This window comes from Paenibacillus camerounensis (assembly GCF_000723885.1).
GTDB lineage: Bacteria > Bacillota > Bacilli > Paenibacillales > Paenibacillaceae > Paenibacillus_AQ > Paenibacillus_AQ camerounensis.
Map to the genome: position 1 here is coordinate 1 of NZ_CCDG010000012.1, position 25937 is coordinate 25937.

At 52.3% G+C, this 25937-nt stretch carries 22 protein-coding genes, 1 pseudogene and 1 other annotated feature; all 23 genes and pseudogenes read right to left on the minus strand.

Annotated elements, in window-relative coordinates; all coding sequences use genetic code 11:
* Window positions 1–382 precede the first annotated feature (382 nt).
* Window positions 383–660: a binding site (T-box leader), on the minus strand.
* A 121-nt stretch (window positions 661–781) separates the two neighbouring features.
* The 23 genes and pseudogenes from BN3772_RS05185 to BN3772_RS05300 all read right to left on the minus strand — a co-directional run bounded on the left by BN3772_RS05185 (window position 782) and on the right by BN3772_RS05300 (window position 25922).
* On the minus strand, window positions 782–1267 hold the full coding sequence (locus BN3772_RS05185) for a DivIVA domain-containing protein (RefSeq protein ID WP_039875924.1): 486 nt from the start codon (window positions 1265–1267) through the stop codon (window positions 782–784).
* A 151-nt stretch (window positions 1268–1418) separates the two neighbouring features.
* Window positions 1419–2201, minus strand: coding sequence for a YlmH family RNA-binding protein (locus BN3772_RS05190; RefSeq protein ID WP_042197464.1), 783 nt, complete (start codon window positions 2199–2201; stop codon window positions 1419–1421).
* Between the two features lie 4 nt (window positions 2202–2205).
* Window positions 2206–2475: a YggT family protein gene (locus BN3772_RS05195; protein ID WP_081947718.1), complete on the minus strand. Its 270-nt coding sequence runs from the start codon at window positions 2473–2475 to the stop codon at window positions 2206–2208.
* A 7-nt stretch (window positions 2476–2482) separates the two neighbouring features.
* Entirely contained in the window at window positions 2483–2926 is a 444-nt protein-coding gene (locus BN3772_RS05200; protein WP_042179283.1) for a cell division protein SepF, read from the minus strand.
* Entirely contained in the window at window positions 2926–3618 is a 693-nt protein-coding gene (locus tag BN3772_RS05205; protein ID WP_042197593.1) for a YggS family pyridoxal phosphate-dependent enzyme, read from the minus strand. Before BN3772_RS05205 ends, BN3772_RS05200 begins: the two co-directional genes overlap by 1 nt.
* A gap of 8 nt (window positions 3619–3626) precedes the next feature.
* A complete protein-coding gene (pgeF, locus tag BN3772_RS05210) occupies window positions 3627–4481 on the minus strand; it encodes a peptidoglycan editing factor PgeF (protein WP_042197466.1) in 855 nt (284 codons plus the stop codon).
* A 124-nt stretch (window positions 4482–4605) separates the two neighbouring features.
* Window positions 4606–4950 carry a YlmC/YmxH family sporulation protein gene (locus tag BN3772_RS05215; protein WP_042179287.1) on the minus strand — a complete coding sequence of 115 codons (345 nt, stop codon included), beginning with the start codon at window positions 4948–4950 and terminating at the stop codon, window positions 4606–4608.
* A 164-nt stretch (window positions 4951–5114) separates the two neighbouring features.
* A complete protein-coding gene (gene sigG / locus BN3772_RS05220) occupies window positions 5115–5897 on the minus strand; it encodes an RNA polymerase sporulation sigma factor SigG (RefSeq protein ID WP_039875939.1) in 783 nt (260 codons plus the stop codon).
* 76 nt (window positions 5898–5973) lie between these two features.
* The gene (sigE, locus tag BN3772_RS05225) at window positions 5974–6696 is read right to left on the minus strand and encodes an RNA polymerase sporulation sigma factor SigE (RefSeq protein WP_042197596.1); all 723 of its coding nucleotides are present in this window, start codon (window positions 6694–6696) and stop codon (window positions 5974–5976) included.
* A gap of 64 nt (window positions 6697–6760) precedes the next feature.
* Complete coding sequence (spoIIGA, locus tag BN3772_RS05230) at window positions 6761–7708, minus strand: sigma-E processing peptidase SpoIIGA (protein WP_042197599.1); 948 nt, start codon at window positions 7706–7708, stop codon at window positions 6761–6763.
* A 216-nt stretch (window positions 7709–7924) separates the two neighbouring features.
* Window positions 7925–8786: pseudogene (locus BN3772_RS05235) on the minus strand (Rpn family recombination-promoting nuclease/putative transposase).
* Between the two features lie 115 nt (window positions 8787–8901).
* Window positions 8902–10023: a cell division protein FtsZ gene (gene ftsZ, locus BN3772_RS05240; RefSeq protein ID WP_042179291.1), complete on the minus strand. Its 1122-nt coding sequence runs from the start codon at window positions 10021–10023 to the stop codon at window positions 8902–8904.
* 64 nt (window positions 10024–10087) lie between these two features.
* A complete protein-coding gene (gene ftsA, locus BN3772_RS05245) occupies window positions 10088–11353 on the minus strand; it encodes a cell division protein FtsA (protein ID WP_042179293.1) in 1266 nt (421 codons plus the stop codon).
* A gap of 302 nt (window positions 11354–11655) precedes the next feature.
* Entirely contained in the window at window positions 11656–12411 is a 756-nt protein-coding gene (locus BN3772_RS05255; protein ID WP_042197470.1) for a cell division protein FtsQ/DivIB, read from the minus strand.
* A gap of 65 nt (window positions 12412–12476) precedes the next feature.
* Window positions 12477–13760, minus strand: coding sequence for a UDP-N-acetylglucosamine 1-carboxyvinyltransferase (gene murA / locus BN3772_RS05260; protein WP_042197472.1), 1284 nt, complete (start codon window positions 13758–13760; stop codon window positions 12477–12479).
* Between the two features lie 237 nt (window positions 13761–13997).
* Entirely contained in the window at window positions 13998–15113 is a 1116-nt protein-coding gene (murG, locus tag BN3772_RS05265) for an undecaprenyldiphospho-muramoylpentapeptide beta-N-acetylglucosaminyltransferase (protein WP_042197474.1), read from the minus strand.
* 5 nt (window positions 15114–15118) lie between these two features.
* Window positions 15119–16216 carry a stage V sporulation protein E gene (gene spoVE / locus BN3772_RS05270; protein ID WP_042179303.1) on the minus strand — a complete coding sequence of 366 codons (1098 nt, stop codon included), beginning with the start codon at window positions 16214–16216 and terminating at the stop codon, window positions 15119–15121.
* Window positions 16217–16265: 49 nt separating this feature from the next.
* Window positions 16266–17684: a UDP-N-acetylmuramoyl-L-alanine--D-glutamate ligase gene (murD, locus tag BN3772_RS05275; RefSeq protein ID WP_042197476.1), complete on the minus strand. Its 1419-nt coding sequence runs from the start codon at window positions 17682–17684 to the stop codon at window positions 16266–16268.
* 3 nt (window positions 17685–17687) lie between these two features.
* Window positions 17688–18653 carry a phospho-N-acetylmuramoyl-pentapeptide-transferase gene (mraY, locus tag BN3772_RS05280; RefSeq protein WP_042179308.1) on the minus strand — a complete coding sequence of 322 codons (966 nt, stop codon included), beginning with the start codon at window positions 18651–18653 and terminating at the stop codon, window positions 17688–17690.
* Between the two features lie 21 nt (window positions 18654–18674).
* A complete protein-coding gene (locus tag BN3772_RS05285; protein WP_042197478.1) occupies window positions 18675–20081 on the minus strand; it encodes a UDP-N-acetylmuramoyl-tripeptide--D-alanyl-D-alanine ligase in 1407 nt (468 codons plus the stop codon).
* The gene (locus BN3772_RS05290; protein WP_042197480.1) at window positions 20078–21565 is read right to left on the minus strand and encodes a UDP-N-acetylmuramoyl-L-alanyl-D-glutamate--2,6-diaminopimelate ligase; all 1488 of its coding nucleotides are present in this window, start codon (window positions 21563–21565) and stop codon (window positions 20078–20080) included. The genes BN3772_RS05285 and BN3772_RS05290 overlap by 4 nt, the downstream gene beginning before the upstream one ends.
* A gap of 51 nt (window positions 21566–21616) precedes the next feature.
* Window positions 21617–23542, minus strand: coding sequence for a stage V sporulation protein D (locus BN3772_RS05295; protein WP_042179316.1), 1926 nt, complete (start codon window positions 23540–23542; stop codon window positions 21617–21619).
* 142 nt (window positions 23543–23684) lie between these two features.
* Window positions 23685–25922 (minus strand): penicillin-binding transpeptidase domain-containing protein, encoded by a 2238-nt coding sequence (locus BN3772_RS05300; RefSeq protein WP_042197484.1) that lies wholly within the window; start codon window positions 25920–25922, stop codon window positions 23685–23687.
* Window positions 25923–25937: the final 15 nt, after the last annotated feature.

Consider the following 25937-nt stretch of genomic DNA (forward strand, 5'->3'; position numbering starts at 1 on the left):
TAGGGCAGCGCTGGGCGGGACGCCTTGCTCTTGTTGGGGCACCCGCCCCCGCGATCCCGTTAGGGCAGCGCTGGGCGGGACGCCTTGCTCTTGTTGGGGCACCCGCCCCGCGATCCCGTAGGGCAGCGCTGGGCGGGACGCCTGAAGGCGGCGGGGCGCAGCCGCTGCTTGCCTTAAAGGCAAGGCCCCGCAGGCGTCCCCGCCAGGGGAGCCTAAGAAGGGCCGCTCCCCCGCCGCAGTAATCCTTCCCGTCCGCCACCGTAAACTCCCTCCGCGGAGCCCTTGTTGCGGGTGTCCAGAGGGCGGCCAGCCCTTGGGGTCCCCCTTCGGAAGGGGGATTTAGGGGGATCGCCCCACAACAAAAGGAGCGTCACCCCGCCCCCAAAGGGGCGAGACGACGCTCGCGATACCACCCTAATTCGTGCTGGACGCACATCCTTAAGGGGAGTGAATACAGCACAATCTCAGTTCCGCACAAAATTCTGCTATGCGGGTCCGGGATAACGTCCGGCAGACGGCATAAACCTACGCACGAATGAATCGCTTCGGCTCAGCTTCTAGGGGAAGATTTTCCGTTAAGGGTTGAACAACCGGCTCGCAGCACCGCCGACTCTCTGGAGAACACAACCTTATCGTACTTTGTCCCGTCATCGAATACATATAAACATCACACAGATATGCTTTAGTTATAGACGTTTTACGAAAAAATGTCAACACCGCGGCTGCCTAATCTGCTCACAGCTCCAATTCCTGCTGTCCGGTTAACTCCGTCCGCTACAACTCAGAGCAGATTGTCACTGGTCTCGCGGCTTTCGAGTGCGCTCCAGTCATCCTGGGAGAGCAGCTCCAGCTGTGCTTCCACCAGTGTCCGGAACCGGGTGCGGTAGATAGAGGCCTGCTTACGCAACTCTTCGGTTTCAATCGCAATTTTGCGGGATTTGGACAAGGCCTCGTTAATAATCCGGTCGGCATTCTTCTCCGCTTCCTTGATAATCAGCTGTGATTCCTTCTTGGAATTGTTCTTTACATCATCAGCCGCTTCCTGGGCGACAATGATGGTCTTGGATAAGCTTTCCTCAATGTTCACAAAATGATCCAGACGCTCTTGAATGGACAGAAGCTGGTTTTGCAGTTCTTTATTCTCGCGAATGACGCTCTCATAATCCTTAATGACCTGATCAAGAAATTCGTTGACCTCATCCTCATCATAACCACGGATTCTCCGGGAGAATTCCTTGTTATGTATATCGAGCGGCGTTAATGGCATGCTGTGCACCTCCTGGAAATTTCGGACCTTGTACGCCTCTGGACTTTATTATGCCCACACGGCGCAGAAGAATAAAACAATACTGCATTTAAGAATCGAATCCCTAGAGATAATGAATTTCGACAAGCACCTGCAGATTCCTGCCGGGGCTTTAGACAAATTTACCGAGCCTGACCCGGTAACGGTCTTTTTTCGTCAGGCCGCCTATCTCCAGTACCTTAAACCGGCCAAATCCTTGAATGGAGACCATGTCTCCATCCTTAAGCGCACAGGAAGGATCCTCTTCCACTTTCCAGTTGACCCGGACGCGCCCTGCTTTAATCGGAACCAGTATTTTGCTCCGGCTAAGCCGGGTCACATCCGCTGCAATTCCATCGAGCCGTAAGGAGGCTACTGTAATGTCCATTGTTTCTAGCTTGACTCCGCTGCTTCGCAGCTCAGATAGAGGAAGGACCTCAGTACTGACATTAACCCGGTGCACACCGGTCAGATTCATAGACAGATAATCGGCAATATCTGATGCCACGACAACATGGCAGCCGTCCTCCAGCACATGAATATCGCCGATCTTCCCTCTTTTAACACCAAGTCCAAGAATAGCTCCCATATAGTCGCCATGCTCAAGGGTGAGAAATTTCTGCTCGCCGGAGGAGATACCCAGAACCTTAAGCTCCATATCTTCTTCCGAAAGGTCCCGGTAATCGGGTGCAACGAGCGCCCGCTTCCGTTCAGCGCTTTCAGAGCCGCCTTCCCAGCGTATCGTTACGTCAGGATGGCGGTTCACCAGCGTCTGCAGAATATACCCTTGTCTGGGATCAAGGAATTCGGTCAGCTTCACTTCATGATAGTCCCCGGCATGGCTGACCCATTCCCAGGCCTTATCCACAAATTGCCGCTCGTCCGGATGGAAGTGCCCGTAAATTTCATTTCTCATCGTTTTAGCCGAAAATCATCGCCACGATAGAATGAAGCCCCACTACTGCAAAGCGAAGGACAAACAATGCAACGATCGGGGAAATATCGAGTGTTCCAAACAGCGGGGGAATAATCCGCCGGAACGGGCTCAGATAAGGTTCAACTAGCTTACCCAGCAGCTCACCGATGAAATTTTCACGTAGGTTAGGTAACCAGGACATGAGAATGTATATAATGATCATGTAATAGTAAATCTGAAATAGGATGTTAATAATGGAAGATATTTCGTTCAAAACCTGTTCACCTCATTCTGTTGTAATCTTGGTCGTCTCCCAGGATTTCCGTAATGGAGCCTTGAATCTCAACGGTATCCGGTGTGCACATAAATATATTGCCCCCAATCTTGGAGATTCCTCCACCCAGGGCATAAACAGTTCCGCTGAGAAAATCAATAATCCGCATCGCCTGGTCATTGCGCACACGCTGCAGGTTAATAACAACGGTGCGGTGGGAACGCAGGTGATCGGCAATTTCCTGAGCTTCCTCATAGGAGCGCGGCTCGTACAGCACAACCTTCACATTTTTTTGCGAATGGATGCTGACGACGTTAGCCCGCTGATTTTTGCGGGTTTCTACAGGGGCCGGCTCATACTCCTCATCATCACGGGTAATTTGTTCCCGCTCCACAACTTCCTCTTCTTCCTGCAAACCCAAAAAATTCATAAACCGGTTCATCACGCGCATCAAGCTCCCTCCTCGTGACCTACTAATACCGTCCCCAGGCGAACCCGGGTGGCTCCTTCCTCTATCGCCACTTCAAAATCATTCGACATTCCCATCGACAGCTCTTGTATAGGCTCAGGTGTCAAGGCCAGCAGATTCAGTTCATCACGCAGCTCCCGGAGTCCGCGGAACACAGGCCGGGTAAGCTCCGGATCTTCTTCATGAGGCGCCATAGTCATCAGACCGATGACCTTTACCCGGTCAAGCGGAGCAATTTCCCGCAGAAACTCAGGCACAGCTTCAGGGGGCAGACCAAACTTTGTATCTTCACCGGAGATATTCACCTGAAGAAATACCTTCACATCTATTCCGGCAGCACCCGCCTTTTTCTGCAGTTCACGTGCCAGTGATAACCGGTCTAATGAGTGTATATATTCAAATTTTCCGATAACGTCCTTTACCTTATTGGTCTGCAGATGACCGATAAAATGCCAGGTTCCTTTGTCTCCAAGTGCATTCCACTTATGCTCGGCATCCTGCCAGCGGCTTTCAGCGATCTCCTCGAGGCCTGCCTCAAATACCTCAGCCACTGTGTTCAGCGATACATATTTCGTCACTGCGATAACCTTGACGTCCTTTACATCCCGGCCGCTTGCCGCACAGGCGCGTGCTACACGTTCCTCTACAGCGGCTTTTCTTTCCTGCAGTGTCAAACCCAACTTCAGCTCTCCTTTATTCCGATCCAGCTCGTCATTCTTCCTGTTACTCCCTGTTCCTTGCGGTATGAAAAGAACAGATCCGGATTACAGCTTGTACACCATGTTGTACATTCGATATGAGTCGGCAAAATTCCTGCTTTAATCATAATGCGTCGGTTCATTTCTTTCAAGTTCAGCATACTTTTATCCTTATCACTCTGCGAGACGTTGTATAACGGCGGTGCAGCCTCCAAGGAGGCTAGCCCGGTCAGCGTCTGCTCCAGCACACGGACATGCTTCATCACATACTCATCAACCTCATAGCAGCATTCTCCGATTGACGGGCCTATGGCTGCTGTAATATCACCCGGACGGCTTCCGTAGGCCTCCGCCATTCTACTGACCATTGCTCCGGCAATTTCTGCAACAGTGCCTTTCCATCCGGCATGGGCCAGTCCTGCCGCACGGTTCACCGGATCATAGAAATACAGCGGTACACAATCCGCATAAAAGGAAGTGAGCAGCACTCCCGGCACGTTAGTCAGCAGCCCGTCCGTAGACTGAAAGGCCGATGCCCTGTCCCTGCTGCCTTTCCCGCGCTCTGCTGAAGTTACAACTGCTATATGTGTTCCGTGAGTCTGCTCCCCGCAGGTCCAGTCCTCCAGACTAAAGCCCAGACTGTCTGCAAGCCTGCTACGGTTAGCAAGCACAGCCTCCGGATCATCGCCCACATGAAAAGCACAGTTGAAGCTGTCATATGGCGGCTTGCCTGTTCCGCCCTCTCTGCCTGTAAATCCGGCAGTTATTCCGGAATGCTTCAGCCACGGACTCAGTTGCAGCCGCACAGGCAGCTCCTTAACTTGAATAAACGGTTCCATCTTCTCACCTCCGCTTAAGTGTACCCTACAACACGAGGCCAGGTCTACGAGGCTTGCTCAAGCTTTGTACAGATACAGCCTTCCCAAGCTCTTTACCACAAACGGTAAAAAAAGACGCACCGAATTAATAAGTGCGCCGTTCACTGCGGTCCCCCCGCTCCAGATACATCGTTTCACGCTCTTCCTGACCCTGAGGCAGCCTGGCCTCTTCTATTTTGACAAGTACAACATCCGCACCGATCTTGACGATATTACGCCATGGGATAATGAGATCCGTGCCGCCGCCGAACAGTCCCATAAAGCGGGTAAAGCCGGGAATGATGATTGCATCAATGACTCCGCGGCGCAGGTCCAGCTCGAGATCGCTAATCTGCCCCAGCCGCTTTCCGTCTACGATATTAATGACATCCTTGGTCTGGAAATCCGAGATTTTCATTTTTTTGCCTGCATTAAAAGACTCTTCGTTCATCTTGTCACCCCTGTACAATCCGGCCTATAGCTGAGTATATGTCCCTCAGGCTTGGCAACATGCAGGAATAATTACAGAACCGGGGGGGGGGTGCATTATAAAAGGGTATCCCTCCGGCCGCCGAAGCAAGCCAGTTGCGGATACCCTTCTTCTCATTGTCAGCTTTAGGACTTCACATGCTTCTGCATCTGCTGGATGGCCGATTTTTCAAGCCGTGACACCTGGGCCTGGGAAATGCCGATTTCATCCGCTACCTCCATCTGGGTTTTACCTTCGAAGAATCGCATCGACAGAATCCGCTTCTCACGCTGTCCCAGCTTCCGCATCGCTTCACGCAGGGCAATTTCTTCAATCCACGAGACATCTTTGTTTTTGTCGTCGCTGATCTGGTCCATTACATAAATCGGGTCCCCTCCGTCATGATAGATCGGTTCGAATAAAGAGACCGGGTCCTGGATTGCATCCAGGGCGAATACTACATCCTCTTTCGGAACGCCAAGCGCCTGGGAGATTTCGAAGATCGTCGGCTCCCGTGAATTCTGGTTAGTCAGGCTGTCACGGACCTGAAGCGCCTTGTAGGCGATGTCACGCAGCGAACGCGACACTCTGATCGGATTGTTGTCTCTCAGGTACCTCCGGATCTCACCGATAATCATCGGTACCGCGTAGGTGGAGAACTTCACGTTTTGCGATAAATCAAAATTATCGATGGCTTTCATCAGACCGATGCAGCCAACCTGGAACAGATCGTCTACGAACTCTCCCCGATTATTGAACCTTTGAATAACGCTAAGAACGAGTCTGAGGTTACCGTTAACCAATTTCTCTCTGGCGGAACGCTCGCCCTGCTGCTGCAGCGAAGTGAACAGCTCCCGCATTTCCACGTTCGTTAGAACGGGCAGCTTGGAAGTATCCACACCGCAAATCTCGACTTTGTTTCGGGTCATGATGATTTACCTCCCAAGGAGAAACATTACTGTACATTATCTCCCCGGTCCGGCATTTTATTCCTTGCTTTTTAAGTCACACCATCTTGTTGAATTCCTTGCGCAGCCGCTTGATAATTCTCTTTTCCAGACGTGAGATGTAAGATTGCGAGATTCCCAGCAGATCGGCAACATCCTTCTGGGTTTTCTCTTCTCCGCCCCGCAGCCCGAATCTCAGCTCCATGATCAGCCGCTCCCGCTCACTGAGCTTCTCCAGCGCCTTCTGCAGCAGCTTGCGGTCCACCTGCTCCTCAATATTGCGGTATATGGTGTCATTTTCAGTGCCCAGCACATCGGAGAGCAGCAGTTCATTGCCGTCCCAGTCAATATTCAGCGGTTCATCAAAGGAAACCTCGCTGCGCGTCTTGCTGTTGCGCCGCAGATACATCAGGATTTCATTTTCAATGCAGCGCGAGGCGTAGGTAGCCAGCTTGATTTTCTTCTCAGGATCAAATGTATTTACCGCCTTAATCAGCCCTATGGCGCCGATAGAGACAAGATCCTCAATATTGATGCCTGTGTTCTCGAATTTACGGGCGATGTATACAACCAGCCGCAGATTGCGTTCAATCAGCATAGCTCTGACTGCCGCATCTCCTGTAGAGAGCCGCTGAAGCAGATATTCCTCTTCTTCCCTTGTTAAAGGCGGAGGCAATGCCTCGCTTCCCCCGATATAATAGATTTCCTGGCTTTTCAGCCCCAGCAGAAAAAGCATCCGATAGTACTGCAGCTGCAGCGTAAGCTTCCATTTGACCATTATCGTTTCCTCCTCCAAGAAGTGCACAATTCCCCCGGATGCCCTTGACCATCCTCTTGGGGCGATTTCAACAAGTCACCGCAGCTTCAGCCGCGTGCTCTCTTTGGGCCAGGTCAGGGTGTATGACCGCCCGGTACGCACCGTCTCCCGACAGTGTTCCGCCATCCAGCCCGATGAGCACTCTTTTGCTGCAGAAGCTCTCCTCACCAAGCTTTATCTTCACCAGATCCGGCTTCAGTGCAAGCATAAAGGCTGCCCCGCGGTTAACACCCCGGTAAGGGACAAGCCGCAACCTGTCCTGCCAGGCAAAAGACTGCCCGTCCGTCTCCAGCAGAAGCTGGTCTGCGCTCATCTGCGTCAGCTTACCTTTCCACGTATCCGGCAGATGCCCCTCCCAGAGTGAAGCCTCCATCACCATCACCGGAATCCGTGTAAGCGGATCATTCAGCCGGTTCCCTGTATCCAGCAGCCCCAGACAGACAACGCTTACGCCTTCAATCTCTACCGTCACCTCACCGATATAGGATTCCAGCTGTTCTCTGCGAACCCGTGAAGAATGGATTAGCTTAAAGAGCAGCAGAACGACAGGAAGCACTGCTAGCACAAACCAGAATCCGATTTTCAGCCGGTGGGCTTGGCCCCCTGTACTGGTAAACAGGATACCGTTCCAGATGTCCCCGGTGCTCTGCAGCAAGTAGTGGATGCCCAATATACCGCCGGCCGCTGCAAAATTAATGACATAAAAGGCTCCCAGAGCACGCAGATAGCCCTGCAGGCTCCTGTACCCGAAGGCGATCAGCAGCATCAGCACTGACAATCCGAATTTAATCATGAAGGTATAAAGAAATGAAAGCTCCGGAACGAACATCATCACCACATACAACGCGCCAACCAGCGCGGAGAGAAACAGCCTCCACCAGGCGATCTTTTCTTTGACCAGCCAGCCTGTCAGCCATATGAGCACTCCGTCGATCAGCAGATTGGCGGCGAAAATCAAGTCGATGTAAACTACCAGTATTTTCACCTGCCTAAGAGCCGCTATCCTGCCGGAAGACCGGAGCAGGCTCTCTTTTTAAGACGATAAGATTAGTATAGAAACTCCCGCTTTCAAAGTCTGTCTAAACATGGGGGGCGTTCAGCAGGTTTTTTTGTCGAGATATAGCCGTGCATGACCTTGTATTCATATAAAAGAAAAACCAGCCCGGAAGGGCTGGTTCGCATGAGTATTATTTTAATTCAACATTTTGATATCTTCTTCCGTAAGTCCCGTAGCAGCTTGAATCGCCTGGTGGCTCATCCCCATCCGCAGTAAATTCTTAGCAATCTCCTGCTTGGCTTCTTTCATACCTTCTTGGAGGCCTTCTTCCAGGCCCTTTGCGAATCCTTCTCTCTGCGCGCCGTCTCTTTGCGAAGCTTCATCGTGCAGAAACTTCTGGCGGTCTTCATATCTGCGCCGGGCTTCAGGATTCTGACTCAGGTATTCCAGCGTTTCCATCGCTTTTTGCAGTGCAGGTTCATTCATCTTCAGTACCTCCCAGTTCTCATTGTCTTTTCCTTTAAGGAACAGCAGCCAATTTACCAGACCTTCTTCACCGGGTACAGCCGGCTTCTTCAGCTTTGGCAATTCGAGAAAATGAATTTCTATATCATCGGTAAGCGGCGCACCGCTGCTGTCCTCCCGAAGATGAAACACACTATGGGTATGTTCATTCGGCAGCACAATATAATTTAGAATATTGATTGTTATACATTTTTTAAGCTCTATATACCGACCGCCGGTCTGCATCTGACTCGAATAACGCCTACTCCAGTAGTAGAGAGTCCGCTTTTCCATATCATATTGGTTAAACAGCTGCATTTCAATATTAATCAGCCTGCCGTCAACCGTCTTTGCCCAGATATCAAAAATAGACTGCTTGTCTCCCGGATCCTCTTTATCCGTATAGGGGTTCAGCAGCACTACTTCATCCAGCGGGGCAGTCCCGGCATCCAGCAGAATCCGGTTCAAAAAAAGCCAGCAGTACATCCTTATTAGCCTCACTAGCAAAAATTCTCTTGAAAACAAAATCCACCCGGGGGTCAAGCAATTCCATACTGTTCACCACTCCCGTTATCCGTATTATATCAGCTGAAAAGCAAAAAAACACCGCATCTACCCAGTCTGCGACTGAGAGATACGGTGCTTCCGTAGAAAACTATTAACGTGTATTAGTCGTTATTGCCGCGCGTGCGGTTGCGCAGGAAGGTCGGGATATCAAGCTGATCAGAGGTTGTCTGATTACCGAACGGCCGCAGATTATTGCTGTTGTTCTTATCAGCAGCAGGAGCAGGTTCACTGCTGGCAGCCGGACGGCGGGTCTGTGCAACCGGGGAAGGCTTGTGTTCGAACCCGGTAGCGATAACCGTAACCTTGATTTCGTCCTTCATGCTTTCCTCAATGATGGCACCAAAAATCATATTAACCTCTGGATCGGACGCAGCTGTAACGATCTCAGCCGCTTCGTTCACCTCATACAATGAAAGGTTGGAGCCGCCTGTAATATTCATAATTACCCCGCGCGCACCTTCGATTGAAGTCTCAAGCAGCGGACTCATAATCGCTTTGCGGGCTGCTTCAGAAGCACGGTTCTCGCCGGTAGCAATACCGATCCCCATAAGCGCTGAGCCGCGCTCAGTCATGATCGTCTTCACATCAGCAAAGTCAAGGTTAATCAGGCCGGGAACCTGAATAAGATCAGATATCCCTTGTACAGCCTGGCGGAGCACATTATCCGCTTCACGGAATGCCTCCAGCATCGGAGTTTTTTTGTCTACAATTTCCAGGAGCCGATCATTCGGGATAACGATCAGTGTATCAACCTTTTCCTTCAATGCTTCGATCCCGAGTTCTGCCTGATTAGCACGCTTTCTGCCTTCAAAAGTGAACGGCCGGGTCACAACACCTACGGTCAATGCTCCGCATTCTCTGGCGATTTCAGCAATGACTGGAGCTGCGCCTGTACCTGTACCGCCGCCCATTCCAGCCGTTACGAACACCATATCTGCACCTTTAAGCGTATTAGATATCAGATCGCGGGACTCTTCGGCAGCTTTCTTACCTACTTCAGGGTTGGCACCTGCGCCCAGTCCCCGGGTAAGCTTGTCCCCGATTTGCAGTTTATGCTCCGATTTGGCCATATGCAGCGCTTGGGCATCTGTATTAACTGTGATGAACTCAACACCCTGAACGCCGTTTTCAATCATACGGTTGACAGCATTGCTTCCGCCGCCGCCTACGCCGATGACCTTAATTTGCGCCAAGCTCTCCATTTCAAAATCAAATTCCAACATATTGATTCCATCTCCCCCTTGAATAGTGCTTGGATGGCCAGTCCAAGTATATCTGGACTTACGCTTATATGAACTCGCTAAACATATTTTTTATACGCTCCATCAGACCCGGCTTCTTGTCAATCTCCTGGCTGGGAGCAGCGCTTTGCTTACTTCGGTTGACCGTCTTCTTATTTGCGCTTACACCGTTATTGCCGCGTACACGGAAACGGCGGACGACGTTATGCAGAATACCTACACCGCCGGTGAAGCCCGGGTCGCGGACTCCGATATAATCAGGTACAGCGATGCGTACAGAAGCTGACAATTCAGTTTGTGCCGCCTTTAGAACCCCCGGCATGGATACAGTACCACCCGTAAGTATATAACCTCCGGGAAGGTCATTGTAACCGAGACGCTTTACTTCCTGACGGATCAGGTGAAAGATCTCCTGGATTCTGGGCTCGATGATGGCCGCCAGATCCTCCTGGTTAAATTCCTTTTCCACATTGCTGCCGATACGCAGCACTTTAAATACGACATCCGAGGCGGCATCATCGATCCAGGCACAGCCGTACTTCAGCTTTACCTTCTCCGCCTGATCCGTAAGCGTACGGAGCCCGTATGCAATATCATTGGTTACAAACTCTCCGCCGATCGGGATCGTGGAAGTAGCGCTAAGGGAACCCTCTTCATAAACGGCTATCGTCGTTGAGCCTGCACCGATATCAACCAGCACAGCCCCCATCGACTTCTCGTCTTTGGACAGCGCCAATCCGCCGGCTCCAAGAGACATCAGCACAAGATCTTTTACCTTCAGCCCTGATTTCTCTACACAACGAAGCAGATTATGTATTGGCGTCTTCGCCCCGGTTATAATCGTCGCCTCAACCTCCAGACGCACTCCGATCATGCCGCGGGGATCCTGGATTCCTTCCAGGCCGTCAACGATATATTGCTTGGCAACAACGTCGATGACTTCCCGTTCAGGCGGCATAGCAATGACTTCTGCCGCTTTGATCACCCGGTCGATGTCCTCTTCGCCGATCTCCCGGTCCTCATTCTGGACGGCAACGACGCCATGGCTGGATTGCAGACCGATATGATTGCCGGAAATCCCGACATAGACCTCAGATATTTGAATACCGACCATCTGCTCCGCATACTCCACAGCGCTTCTGATCGATTGCACAGTCTGATCGATATCTACAATCGCACCCTTGCGAATCCCTTCTGAATCAGCAGATCCAACGCCAATAATATTAAAGGTTCCATTAGTAACTTCCCCGATAATTGCCCGCACTTTGGATGTACCGATGTCCAAACTAACAATGATGTCATTGTTGCTCAAGCCCTATGGCACCTCCTGTTATAATCATAATAAAAGATGATGCTGAAGAATCACACGATTCCCGTTGCCGGGAAGCTTCTTTGTACATATTCAACATCACGATTCCTTTCCCTCTTTTTTCTACAATTTTTTTGAATGGGATAATATGGAGTTCCGGGTAAAAAAGAAATATAAGGATAAAAAGAAAAATGCAGCCATAGCCAGGTCTTCTTTTTCAAAAAATCCGCAGAAAAAAGAGGGATTCACCTTATTGCCCGTAAAACCGATTGTAGCATTTTTTCCGCATTATTAGTAGGGACTATTTACTCTTGTATGTCCTCATTATCCTCATTTTCCGCCGCAAAAGGTACATACGTATCAGCCTCAAGCATCTTTATAAGGCCGGGCTCTTCCGTCTCTATCACCTGGTTCAGATATTCAACCTTGTCCTTCAGAAGCGAGATTGCTGTGATGACCTCAAAACGTGAACGGGTATACAGCTTGATCCGGTCCGGAAAGGATAAGGTCGGTGAAGGAACAATTTCAGAAATATCGCTGGTCAATTCATTAGAGATAACGGCTAAAGCCTGGCACAGCTTGGCTTTGTAAGGATCATCTTCCTTCCAGCCGGTCAGTATCGGCTTCTCCACGGCAATTCCGGTCTCATTCACCTCTACAGCAGTGCCGCTGGACAGAATAGCTTCAAGGACACCCTGCTGATCCAGCTCATAGGCTACAGCCGGAAACTCTTCAACTGTAATATTCACAATCCCGGGGAATTTCTTAGTCACTGTCGCCTCCTGCACCGTTCTAAGCTGCTTCAGTGCAGCTTCTACGGATTCAGCAGAGGCGGCAAAAAACTGTCCGCCGATCACAAGGCCGCTGCCCTCCAGCAGCTCCTCACGGGTCGCGTATTTGTTGCCCTGAAAATTAATTTCCGTAATACGGCTAACAGACGAGCGGAAAAAGATAACCGCCAGCAGCGCTACAAACAGCAGCAGCAGGATAACTGTGATTTTACGGCTCATTTTTTTTACAGGCTTGTCCTCTTTCAGTCGAGGCAATCGGGTTTTAGGCATTCTCATATCTCCGTAATAAGGCCCTGTCTCCTTCCATGGCTGAAAGCCGAAGGAGACAGGGAGCTTTAATTGGCCAAATCAAAAGGACCCGGTACAGGCACTTTACGGCTGATGCGGGCACCCAGCTTCTGGAACAGCAGCTCGATACCGTCGTAACCGCGGTCAATGTGATGCGCCTGCTCTACTACTGTAGTCCCATGGGCTGCGAGTCCGGCAATAACCAGAGCTGCTCCCGCCCTCAGGTCCGTTGCTTCCACTGTTGCCCCGTACAGCCGCTGCACACCGCGGATAAACGCGCGGTTCAGGTCTGTGGAAATATCAGCCCCCATCCGGGCCATCTCCTCCACATGCTTAAAGCGTCCCTCGAATACCGTCTCTTTAATAACGCTGAAACCGTCGGCAAGCGACAGCAGCACCATTACCTGAGATTGCAGATCCGTTGGAAAAGAGGGGTAGGGTGATGTCACAATCCGCTCTACCGCACGCGGACGCCCCATGCAGCTGACATTAATTATATCATTGCAGACCGTGATTTGAACACCTGCCCGCCTCAGCACGTGGATGAGTGAGGTTAAATGTCCCGCATTGGTATGGGTCAGCGTAACACTTCCGCGTGTAGCGGCAGCTGCAATCATAACCGTCCCGGCGACAATCCGGTCCGGAATGACCTCATACGTACACGGATGGAGCTTTGTGACTCCGCGGATTGTAATTGTATCAGTACCTGCGCCGATAATCTGGGCCCCCATCGCATTCAGGAAATTCTGCAGATCCTGAATTTCCGGCTCCCTCGCTGCCCCTGATATGGTAGTTGTACCCTCAGCCGTTGCCGCAGCCATCATAATATTCTCTGTGGCTCCGACGCTGGGATAATCCAGATGAATGTCGCTCCCTGTCAGTCTCGCAGCCCGGCAGGATATCCTGCCGTTGCTCTCCTCAATCTCTGCCCCGAGGAGCTTCAGGCCCTGAAGGTGAAGGTCAATCTTGCGTTCTCCGATCGCACAGCCTCCCGGCTGATAGATCGTCACTTCGCCAAACCTGGATAGTAACGGCCCCATCAAAAAAATGGAAGACCGCATCTGCCGCATCAAATCCTCCGGAACATGGGAAGTGCTTAAGGTTGACGTATCCATTGTCACTGTTTCCCCTTCATGCACAGCCCTGCAGCCCAGCCGCCCCAAAATATTCAGCATTGTCTCGATGTCCAGCAGCTTCGGCACATTATGCAGTGAGTGAACTCCTTCGGCCAGCAGGCTTGCCGCCAGGATCGGCAGTGCCGCATTTTTTGCTCCATGGATACGTATGGTGCCTGACAGGGGACTTCCACCCTCAATCACCAATTTGTCCAATGTATCACCTCCGAGATTACCGCTCACCCGCCACCGGAAACTTCCTGTAAAGCGGTCTTGAACCGCCGGGAGAAACGCCTGTTACAGCAGTTCACTTGACAGGAAGAACCATGGGTGATTGTCACGATTATAGGATTATCCTATGTTCATAACCCCGGGTGTGTGACAGCAGGAGGATAACATGAGACCACGTATTGGGACAAAGCGTTCAAAGTCACTGAGAACGGGACTAACGTCTTATGCTTTCCGTGTGGCGGCAAGCCGCCGCAGCTCGCTGACGACCAGCGCAGCGGAATCCCGTTTGCCCAGACGTCTGGACGATTCCGCCATGCTGCTCCGCAGTGATTCTGCCCCGATTATCCGCTGCACTGACTCATGCAGAGCCTTACCGGTCAAATCCTTTTCCAGCAGTACAACTGCCGCACCTTCACGTTCCAGCTGCCTTGCATTCGCTTCCTGATGATTGTTCGTCACATTAGGGGACGGAATGAGGACGGAGGGGATACCCAGAGCCGTAATCTCGGCCAGAAAAGATGCGCCTGCCCGGTTCACAATCAGTGAGGTACAGGCCAGCACCTCAGGCATATTGTGCACGTAAGGGAGCACATGGAGCCAGCTTGGCTCTCCCCCGAGCTTTTGACGCAGCGCCTTGCGGGTCTCTTCAAAGTAGGATTCGCCTGTAACATAAACATAATGAGCTCCATTACCCTTACCCACAAACGGCACCATTTCAATCATCGCCTGGTTGATTGCCTTCGCTCCGCCGCTTCCTCCGACTACAAGCACCACCGTACTGCCTTCCGGAATACCCAGCGAGGCATAGCCGCGCTGCGGGCTTGCAGCTGTGACCGTGGTAGCCCGGGGATTACCGGTGTAGATCACATTTTTGCCGCCCGGAAAAGCAGACTCTGTGCCCTCGAAGCTGACGGCTACCGTGTCGGCGTACCGGCTGAGAAACTTGTTGGTCAGGCCGGGGATCGCGTTCTGCTCATGAATCAGTGTGGGAATGCCCAGACGGGAGGCGGCATATACCACAGGTCCGCATACATACCCTCCTGTGCCGATAACAACATCAGGCTTGAACTCTCTCAGCATTTCCTTTGAAGCTTTGACCCCTCTGAGAAAACGCATAATGGTCTTTACATTGTCCATGGAAATCTTCCGGCGGAAACCGGTAATATCAATAGCTTTGAAGGGAAGCTTCTCCTGGGGAACCAGTCTGCTCTCCAGACCGCGTTTGCCGCCGATATAGAGAAAGGCTGATCCGCTCTCTTCCGCTTCCAGCTGCCTGGCGACAGCAACGGCGGGATAAATATGCCCGCCGGTGCCTCCGCCGCTTAATACGATACGCATGTCTCTCACCTCGCATAACGGGATAAATTCAATAAAATGCCGAGTGCTGTAAGCATCAGGGTTAATGAAGAGCCCCCGTAGCTGATCAGCGGGAGTGTGATGCCTGTCACAGGCATCAGGCCGATAACCACGCCGATATTGATAATGACCTGTACAGCCACCATACTGACGATTCCTACCGCCAGATAACTGCCGAACCGGTCAGGCAGGCTCATCGCCACCTTCATCCCCCGCCAGATCAGAATCAGGAACAGGACCAGCACTGCAATCCCCCCGATGAAACCAAGCTCCTCAGCGAGTATGGAAAAAATAAAATCAGTCTGCGGCTCCGGCACATAGCTGTATTTCTGCCGGCTCATTCCGAGGCCGAGGCCCCCGAGACCGCCGGGACCAATCGCATAAAGCGACTGGATAATCTGGTAGCCGGCGCCAAGCGGATCGGACCAGGGATCCAAAAAAGCGGTTATCCGCTTCAGCCGGTAAGGCGCGGCGGCTATGAGACCGGCAAAACCCAGCACGCCAAGCGCCCCCAGCGAGAGCAGATGCTTCATCCGGGCTCCGGCTGTAAAAACCATCATCAGCGCCGCTCCGAACATGACAGTGCCAGTGCCGAGGTCCGGCTGGAGCATAATCAGCGCAAACGCCGAGCCGATCAGGGCGAGCGGCGGCAGCAGCCCGCGCGTGAAGGTAGAGATATCGTATTCATCCTTGCCCAGCCAGTTGGCCAGGAACAGAATCATCCCCATCTTCATGAACTCCGAGGGCTGGATGCCGAAGCTGCTGATCCCCAGCCAGCTCCGTGCACCGCCGCGGACTACCCCGATACCCGGGATTAATACCAGGACAAGCAGAATGAAGCATAGAATCAGTGCAGGCCTTGCGAATCTTTTCAGCACCAGATAATCCGTGTTGGCCGTTACGAACATGGCGCCAAGGCCGAGCCCGGCGAACAGCAGCTGTCTTTTGACAAAATAAAACGAATCGCCATAATTGCGGAAGCCCAGCACAGAACCGGCGCTGTAAACCATCACCATGCCGATGACCAGCAGGGCAAGTATGGGAATCAGCAGCCAGATGTCAGGCGCATGACGCGGTTTGTTCATCAGGAGCACACCTCTTGCATCCGTAGTAGGGGCTTATCCACCCCCCTACTTAAAGGTTATGCACCGCCTCTTTAAAAATACGCCCGCGCTCTTCATAGGATGTAAACATATCCCAGCTGGCGCATGCAGGAGACAGGAGCACAACGTCTCCAGCTTCTGCAAGTGCAGAAGCCTCCCGCACAGCCTTCTGCAGCACGGCGGCGGCGCTATCCCCATTATCGACGGAGATGATGTGCTTTACTCCTGCCACAGCGGCAACTTTGGCCAGCTTGTCCCGGGTTTCGCCCATAACTACAATACCTTTAAGCCCCTCCAGAACAGGCAGCAGCTCCAAATAGTCCGAGCCCCGGTCAAGGCCTCCGGCAATCAGCACCAGCGGCTGCTTAAAGGAGCCCAGTGCCATCGTAGTCGCTTTGGAATTGGTAGCTTTAGAGTTGTTATAGTAGGCAGTACCCGCCTTTTCTGCCACATACTCCAGCCGGTGCTCGACGCCGCGGAACGACGCCAGCACCTCAGCCAGCACAGCAGGGTCAGCACCGGCAGCGATGGCAATTCCGCAGGCTGCCAGCGCATTCTCCACATTGAAGCGGCCCGGCAGACCGATAGAGCTGACCTTTGCAATCTCAGTTTCGCTCTCGCTGTAATCCCGGTAGACAATTACCCGCTCCAGATCATCTTCGGTGTCCGGTACGTAGGAGGGCCGGACAAAGATGCCCTGAACCAGCTCCTCAGTCATAGAGAAAGGTAAAATACCTGCTTTGATATAAGGTACGAGCTCACGGCAGACCGGATCATCCCAATTCAGTACCGCTGTATCTTCAGACTCCTGGTTAGCGAACAGTCTGGCCTTAGAGGCCACATAGTCCTCCATGCCGCCGTGATAGTCGAGATGAGTCTCCGCTACATTCAGCAGGGCGCCAACCTTGGGGCGGAAGCTCTCTGTCCCCTTGAGCTGGAAGCTGCTCAGCTCAACAACCATCCAGTTATCTCCGCCCGCTTCCTGGGCTGCCTGGCATAACGGCGTACCGATATTGCCGGCTACTATCGGATTCATCCCGGCGGCGTCCAGCATTTTCCCCACCCAGGTAGTGGTTGTAGTCTTGCCGTTAGAGCCGGTAATACCGATCATAGGGGCTGCGCAGATACGGTAAGCCACCTCCACCTCGGTTACAATTTCAATGCCCAGCTCAAGTGCTTTCTGTACAGGAGGCACAGAATACGGGATTCCCGGATTCTTCACCACCAGGCTTACACCTTCATGGATCAGATCGTCCGGATGCCCGCCGCATATAACAGAAATTCCCAAAGATTCCAGTTCGGAAGCTTCGGGACTTTGATCTCTTTCCTTTTTATCGTTGACCGTAACAACCGCGCCGCGTTCATGCAACACCTTGGCCACCTGGACGCCGCTTTTCGCGAGCCCCAGGACGACCACCTGCCTGCCTTGGTATTCATCTGGATGCTTCATTCCTTACAACCCCTTGCTCAATATTAGTCCTGCTGCCGCAAGCAGCAGGCTCACCGCCCAGAAAGTTGTGACAACGCGCCACTCCGACCAGCCGCCCAGCTCAAAGTGATGATGAATCGGGCTCATGCGGAAAATACGTTTGCCGCGTGTTTTAAAGGAAGCCACCTGTAATACAACGGACAGCATTTCAATGACGAATACACCGCCGATGACTACAAAGAGCAGTTCGCTTTTGGTAACAATGGCAATCGCCCCGATGGCGCCGCCGATCCCGAAGGAACCGAAGTCGCCCATGAATACTTTGGCAGGGTGGGCATTGAACACCAAGAAGCCGAGTACAGCCCCGATCATCGCAGCAGCGCAGACTCCGGCGGCAATCGAGGTTGCCTGCATGGCCACAACTGCAAAAGCGGCAAGTGCAATAGCACTGACGCCGGAGAGCAGTCCGTCTACACCGTCTGTGAAGTTCACCGCATTCGTTACGGCCATCATCATGATGACGATAAACGGATAGTAGAACCATGCGCCCCAGTCAAAGCTGATATCTGTGCCCGGAATGCTGATTCCGGTATTGTGGCCGGCATTGATCAGCAGAATGCTCAGCACGATGCCAATCAGAAGCTGTCCGGCCAGCTTCTGGCGCGCCGTAAGTCCCAATGAGCGTTTAAAGGCAATTTTGATATAGTCATCCAGGAACCCGATCAGCCCGTAACCGAGCGTAGCCACCAGAAGGACATAAAAATCCGAGTTCACTACAGAAAATTTCAAAAAGGATAACGTGAAAGCCACCATAATAATGATGCCGCCCATCGTAGGCGTTCCCGCCTTTTTCAAGTGGGATTGCGGTCCGTCGTCCCTTACTTGCTGTCCGAATTTCATCCTGCGCAGCAGCGGAATGATCAGCGGAGCGGCAATGACCGCAAGGATAAAGGATACAGCAATTGTCAGCAGCAGAAGTTGATAATCCATGGGTACACCCCCTCCAATGGTTTAGGTCTGTTTAAAATGTTCATTCAAGCTGTACAGTGCCTCTTCCAGACGCATGCCTCTGGAAGCTTTGAACAGCACAATATCCTTGGAGCTGCATGTAGTGTTCAGGACAGCGGACAGCTCCTCCTTGTCAGTAAAGGCAAAAACCCGCTCCGGACCGAAGCTCTTGACTGCCTCCTCGGCCAGTAACGCCGAAAGCGGACCATAGGTCATAACCATATCCGTGAGCTCAGGGTCGAGGTACTCGCCGATTTCCCGGTGATATTCTGCTTCATGCGGCCCCAGTTCCAGCATGTCCCCCAGCACGGCAATCCGTTTGCCGCCGGTTTTCATGGACTGGAGCACATCTATCGCCGCCTTCATGGAAGTAGGGCTGGCATTATAGGCATCATTCAGCAGCGTCAGCCCTGAGGCAGTCAGCATCACTTCGATCCGCATACCAGTCAGCTTGAGCCGTTTCAGCCCTTCTTCAATATTCGTCTCGGTAATGCCGAAATGCCGGGCAACTGCCAGGGCAGCCAATGCATTACTAACGTTGTGGCGGCCCGGAAGCGGCAGGGAAAAAGCCCGCTCCTCAGTCAGATAGACGGTTGTAAACGTCATTCCGTTTGTATGTGTCATCATCCCGGTAGGATACGCGTCATTATCCCCGGCGAAGCCGAAACGCAGCTTCTTCATCCCTGCAGGTGCATGGAAGGATGGTTCAGCCATCACTTCAGCGAGCAGCGGCTCATCCCCATTGTAAATAAGGAGTCCACCAGGCTTCAGCCCTTCAGCAATCTCAAGCTTGGCTCTGGCAATTTCCTTGCGCGAGCCGAGCTGAAGCAGGTGGGATTCGCCTATATTCGTGATGACAGCAATATCAGGAGATGCCAGTGAAGCAAGCAGGGCAATTTCTCCCCGTGAGCTCATGCCCATCTCCAGTATGGCAATATCTGTATCCTCATTCATAGAGAGGACGGTTAGCGGCAGCCCGATATGGTTATTGAAGTTTCCTTGGGTTTTGTGGACCTTATACTGTCCTTCCAGCAGGGCGGCAACCATATCCTTGGTAGTCGTTTTACCGTTGCTGCCTGTAATGCCAACAACCTGCGAGGCTGTTTCACTCAAATAAGCAGCCGCCAGCCGCTGCAGCGCAGCCAGCGTATCTTCAACCAGAATAACGGCACCTTCCGGTGCTGCGCCTTTATCCTTTTGCCACAGGGTGGCAGCAGCTCCCGATGCGAGTGCCGCCGCACTGTAGTTATGTCCGTCAAACTGGTCGCCGGCAAGCGGCACAAACAGGCAGCCAGCCGTTATTTTACGGGAATCGGTAACGACTCCGGAAAGTACAATTTCAGTATCAGCAGCAGAGCCCGGTTCTCCTCCGCACATGACAGCAATTTGTTGCAATGTTCTTATAATCAATAGCTTCGGCCCCTTATAACTTCTTTGGCGACAAGGCGGTCATCGAAATCATGGACCACTCCGCCGATCAGCTGGTAGGTCTCATGACCTTTCCCCGCAATCAATACTACATCGCCGGGGCTTGCCATTTCAATAGCTTTTCTGATAGCTTCCCGGCGGTCCGGAACGGTCTCGTAACGTTCCTGCGGAACGCCGTCTTCCCTGAGTCCGGCTTCGATATCCTGCAGGATCACAAGCGGGTCCTCTGTCCGCGGGTTATCCGAAGTAACAAAGACATGGTCGCTGTATTTAGCGGCAATTTTACCCATGAGCGGACGTTTCGTCTTATCCCGGTCCCCGCCGCAGCCGAACACAGTCAGTACCTTGCCTCCGGCAAACTCACAAACGGCTCTCAGCACATTTTCCAGTCCGTCCGGCGTATGGGCATAGTCAACAACGACTGCAAACTCCTGGCCTTCATCCACCGACTCCACACGTCCGGCTACGCCGGCTACTGACTCGAGACTTGCTTTGATCTCATCCAGCGGTATATCTTCAAGGAGTGCGGCGGTTATAGCAGCGAGCGCATTGTACACATTGAACTTGCCCACCATCCGCAGCGAAATATCTGCCTCTCCCTTAAACGTATTCACATGGAAAAATGTTCCTTTTGCTGTAATGGAGATTTGTGATGCCCGGACATTAGCTTTGCTGTCAATACCGTATGTAATCACTTCCGCTGCGGTCTGGGCGGCAAAATAAGCACTGGCCTCATCATCTGCATTTAGTACAGCATATTTGCGTTCTTCTTTCCATGGCGAAATAATATTGCCCAGACGCGAGAAGAACAGCCCTTTAGCCGCACGGTATTCCTCCATCGTATGATGGTAATCGAGATGATCCTGGGTCAGATTTGTAAAAATAGCTGTGCGGTAATCCGTTCCCTTTACCCGTCCCTGCTCAAGCGCGTGTGAGGATACTTCCATTACACAGCATTCCACGCCTTTTAGAGCCATGTCGTTCAAGGTCCGCTGCAATTCCAGCGACTCCTGTGTAGTACCTGACGCAGGATAGACCTGACCATCATACTGCAGCTGGATTGTGCCGATCAGACCGGTTTTGAGTCCATAGTCAGACATGATCCGTTCGATCAGGTAAGTGGTCGTCGTTTTGCCATTCGTCCCTGTAACGCCGATCATTTTCATCCGGCTGCTCGGCGAGCTGAAGAAGGCATTCCCGAGCACGGACATTGCGAACCGGCAGTCATCGACAATCAGCTGCGGCAAATCGATATCCAGCTTACGTTCCACAACCAGTGCCGAAGCGCCTCCAGCTGCTGCCTGCGGTGCGTAATCATGGCCGTCCACCGTGAAGCCCGGCAGGCAGATAAACAAATCGCCAGGCTGAACCTTTCGGGAATCCGCCTGAAGATTGATAATCTCGGTTTCACCGTCACCCAGCAGGCTTGAAGCCGCAAGACAAGCAGATAATTCATTCAATTTCATAACTAATCCCTCACTCTGCAAATTCGGATAAGAAGACTGGTCTTACCTCTATCATTGACTGGAAGTACCCATATAAATCCTGATTGTCGAACCTTGTTCAACTCTGGCTCCCGCCTTTGGAGCCTGATTAATTACTGTATTGCCGGTGCCTGAACGGGCAAGAGTAAAATTCATATTCAGATCCTCGTAAATATCCTGAACTGTAGCGCCGGTAAGATCCGGAACCGTAACAATTGGCGTTTCCCCGTATTTATAGGTTTTGGGAAGCTGGTCTTTACGCTCCGGCACCTTCAGATAATGGAGAGAATCCTCCAGAATGTTCTGGACAATCGGAGCAGCCACAACCCCCCCGAACTGCAGGCCTTTTGGATTGTCAACTGCGGTGTACACTACAATCTGCGGGTCATCCGCAGGAGCAAAGCCGATAAAGGATACGATATGCTCTGTCGGAGAATAGCGGCCGTTCACAACTTTTTGTGCTGTCCCTGTCTTGCCGCCCACCCGGTAGCCGTCAATAAAAGCCGGCCGGCCAGTGCCTTTGGCAACCACGCTCTCAAGGGCAGCCCGCACCTTCTTAGAGGTCTCTTCCGAAATAACCTGCCGGACCTCCTTGGGCTGTACCTCTGATACCGTCTCTCCGGTCTCCGGATTAATCCATGCCTTGGCCACATGCGGGGTATACAGCTTGCCCCCGTTAATTGCAGCCGACACTGCAGCAATCTGCTGAATCGGGGTCACGGATACACCTTGGCCGAAAGCTGTCGTTGCCAGCTCTACCGGCCCAACCTGAGAGAGCTTGAACAGAATACCGCTGGCTTCCCCGTTCAGATCAATTCCGGTCTTTGTACCGAAGCCAAAGTCCCGGATATATTGGAACAGTGTCTCTTTGCCTAGACGCTGCCCCAGCGCAACGAATCCGGGGTTACAGGAGTTCTCAACCACCTCAAGAAAGGTCTGGCTGCCGTGGCCGCCTTTTTTCCAGCAGCGCAGTTTTGCGCCGCCGACCTCTACAAACCCGGGATCAAAAAAACGCTCATTCTGCAGATCCACCTTTTTTTCCTCAAGCGCAGCCGCAAGCGTAATGATTTTGAAGGTAGAGCCCGGCTCATAGGTCATCCAGATAGGCAGATTACGGTTATAGACCTCGGCATCATATTCTTTGTAGGAGCCCGGCTCATAGCCCGGCCTGCTGGCCATCGCCAGGATCTCCCCATTCTTCGGATTCATGGCAATCGACCATGCGCCCTGGGCCTGATATTTTACCATCGCCTGATCCAGCTCACGCTCCATAATGGACTGAATCTGCTTATCGATGGTCAGCTGCAGGCTAAGACCTTCCTGCGGCTCGGAGTATTTCTCAGCGGAGCCCGGCATCAGCCGCCCGCCCGCATCAGACAGATAGGAGATATTACCGCCGATTCCCTGAAGCAGCTTATCGTATATACTCTCTATTCCGGTAATGCCCTGGTTATCAATTCCGGTGAAACCGAGAATATGTGCCGCCAGATCACCGTAGGGATAGTACCGTTTGTTATCCTCAGCCACAACGATGCCCGGCAGCTGCAAATCACGGATGCTCGCGGCAAGCTCCATCGTAATTTTGCGGCCGCCGGGCTGTAGCTTGACCGATGACTCACGTTTGGACATCAAAGTGACCAGCTTCTCCTCAGTCATACCGAGAAGCGGAGCCAGCTGCTGAGCGGTCTTTTGCTTATCCTTCACCTGCACGGGGACGGCATAAACGGTAGGAGAGCTGACATTGTAGGCCAGAGACACCCCTTCGCGGTCGAGTATCTCACCGCGTTTGGCAGTATAAGGAATATTACGGCGCCAAGACTCTTCCGCCTTGGCACTAAGCTTTTCGCCTTGATAAAGCTGCACATAGGCAAGACGTACAGCCAGTGAACCGAACAACACAGCAAGTCCCAGCAGTGTCCACAGCATTCTCCGCCGGGTTACAACCTTTGAAACCTTCATTTCGCGTTCCCCGCTTTCCCTCGTAGTAGACATGATCTCTTATCTTCATGACTATTCGGGACAAACAGGGGTTAGAACAAGCCCGGTTCAACGGTAAAGGCAGAGATCAGCAGATTCAAAAAACAAGCAGCCAAACGGACGGCTATCCGCCGCTTCCCGCGGCATCCCCTGCTTCATCTTCTGCTGCTGATACCGGAATATCCTCGCCGTAGGCATTGAGCGGACTCAGCTTGAGCTGCACCAGCTTTTTACCGTTTGAAGTGGATTCCGTCTGTTCGGTAACATATCCTTCACCCTCTACAGAGATGGCCACCCTAAGCAGATTGAGTACCTCCAGCGCATCCCGCAGCGATTGTCCTTTAAGGTCAGGTATGGATGCCTGATCGCTCTGCTGGCTTAACAGATAGATTCTCTGCCCCGAAGCAAGCAGAGTCTTCGCCTCCGGATACTGGCTGACTACACCGCTGCCGCTGCCGACTGTTTCGAAATCGAAGCCCTGCTCAATCAGCAGTTTTCTGGCTTCCTGCATCGTTTTTCCAGTCAGGTCAGGTGCGGAGCGCTGTGCGGCAGGTGTAGCTTTGCCAGTGACAGCGGCATTGCTTTCAACAGCCGCTGTCACCTTAGGAACTCCCATATAAGGCAATGCCTCGGACACGATTTCTTTGAACACCGGACCTGCCGCAGCGCCGCCGCCGACAGCATCAGCAGGCTCGTCAATGACAACATAGATTGCAATCTTCGGGTTATTGGCAGGTGCGTATCCAAGGAAGGAAGAGCGTACCTTGTCGCGGTCATACCCGCCCTTACCGTCAGGCTTGATTGCCGTCCCCGTCTTGCCTGCCACCCGGTAGCCTTCAATGTAGGCATGACGCCCGGTTCCATGGTCGAGGTCAGCAACCACCTGCTCCAGGTAGCTGCCGGTTTCCCTGGCGCTTTCTTCGGAAATAACCTGACGCACCACCTGCGGCTGGGTTATGGTAGTCTGGCCCGTATTGGGATCAGAGGTCTCCTTGATCACATGCGGCACCATCAGCTTGCCGCCGTTGGCGATGGCCGATATGGCGGTAAGCTGCTGAATCGGAGTAACAAGCACTTTACCGTGCCCGTATGCGATCGTAGCGTTCTCCGAAGCATTGTTCGGTGTCGGGTTAACAATCCCGCTGATTTCACCCGGCAGGTCAATGCCGGTAAGATCGTTAAATCCGAAATCCTCCACGTACTGCAGCAGCCTCTCCGGACCGAGCATTTCATAACCAAGCTTGACAAAGGCCACGTTGCTTGAGCGCTTCACGCCTTCCAGGAAGGTGATTTGGCCATAACCGCTTCGATTCTGGTCATACAGCGGCTTGCCGTATCCTTTGATACGGATCGAACCGGACATAAAGGTTGCGTCAGGATCGAATAAATTCTCCTCCACCGCTCCGGCAAGCGGGACGATCTTGAACGTGGAGCCCGGCTCAAATCTCGTTTTGATAGCATGGTTGAAAAACACCCCGGGATCAGATGCGTACTTCCAGAATTCATTAGGGTTAAAGGTCGGCATATTAGCCAGACCCAGGATTTCCATCGTATTCGGATCAGCAGCAATAACCGTTATACTCTTCGGCTTGTACTGGTCGTAAGCCTTCTGCATCGCTTCCTCAATATAACGCTGAATCGTGCTGTCTATGGTCAGCTTGATATTGGTGCCGTTGACGGCGGGCTGATAAGTATCCTGGGAATCCGGCAGCTTGATTCCTTTGCCGTCACTCTGGTAGTAGAGCTTGCCATTCGTCCCCTGAAGCTGCTTGTTAAAATAACTCTCCAGCCCCATGATGGCTTCGCCGTCACGGTTCGTATAGCCTAAAATATGCGCAGCAAGAGTACCCTTCGGATAATAACGCTTCTGCTCCGTAATCAGTCCGACTCCGGTCTCCAGCGTATTATGCTTCTCCTCCAGCCCTTTATAGAATTCCCTCACTTTATCCGCAAGCTCTTTATCAATCTTCCAGCCCTCGTTGCGGATTTCGCGGTTCTTCAGGTAATTCCCTTTATCATCCTTGGCTTCTACCAGTTTCTTCAGCTCAGCCTCCGGTTTGCCCAGCAGCTCGTGGAGACCCTTAATTACCTCTTCACCGATGCCCTTTTCAGCGATAACCTCAGGGTTCACAACCACCGTATATGCCGGCACATCACTGGCAAGAACACTGCCGTTGCGGTCCTCGATACTCCCCCGCTTTGCTTTGATGACAGAGGTATGGGCCCATTGGGTAACTGCCTTCTCATGCCAGAAGTCATTCTGCATCACCTGAATCCAGAAGACCCGGACGACTAAAACAAGAAAAAAGAGGGTAATACACCCTCCTATAAACAGCGTGCGAAGTTTAATTCTCTTTACCATAAGGAAACCTCACAA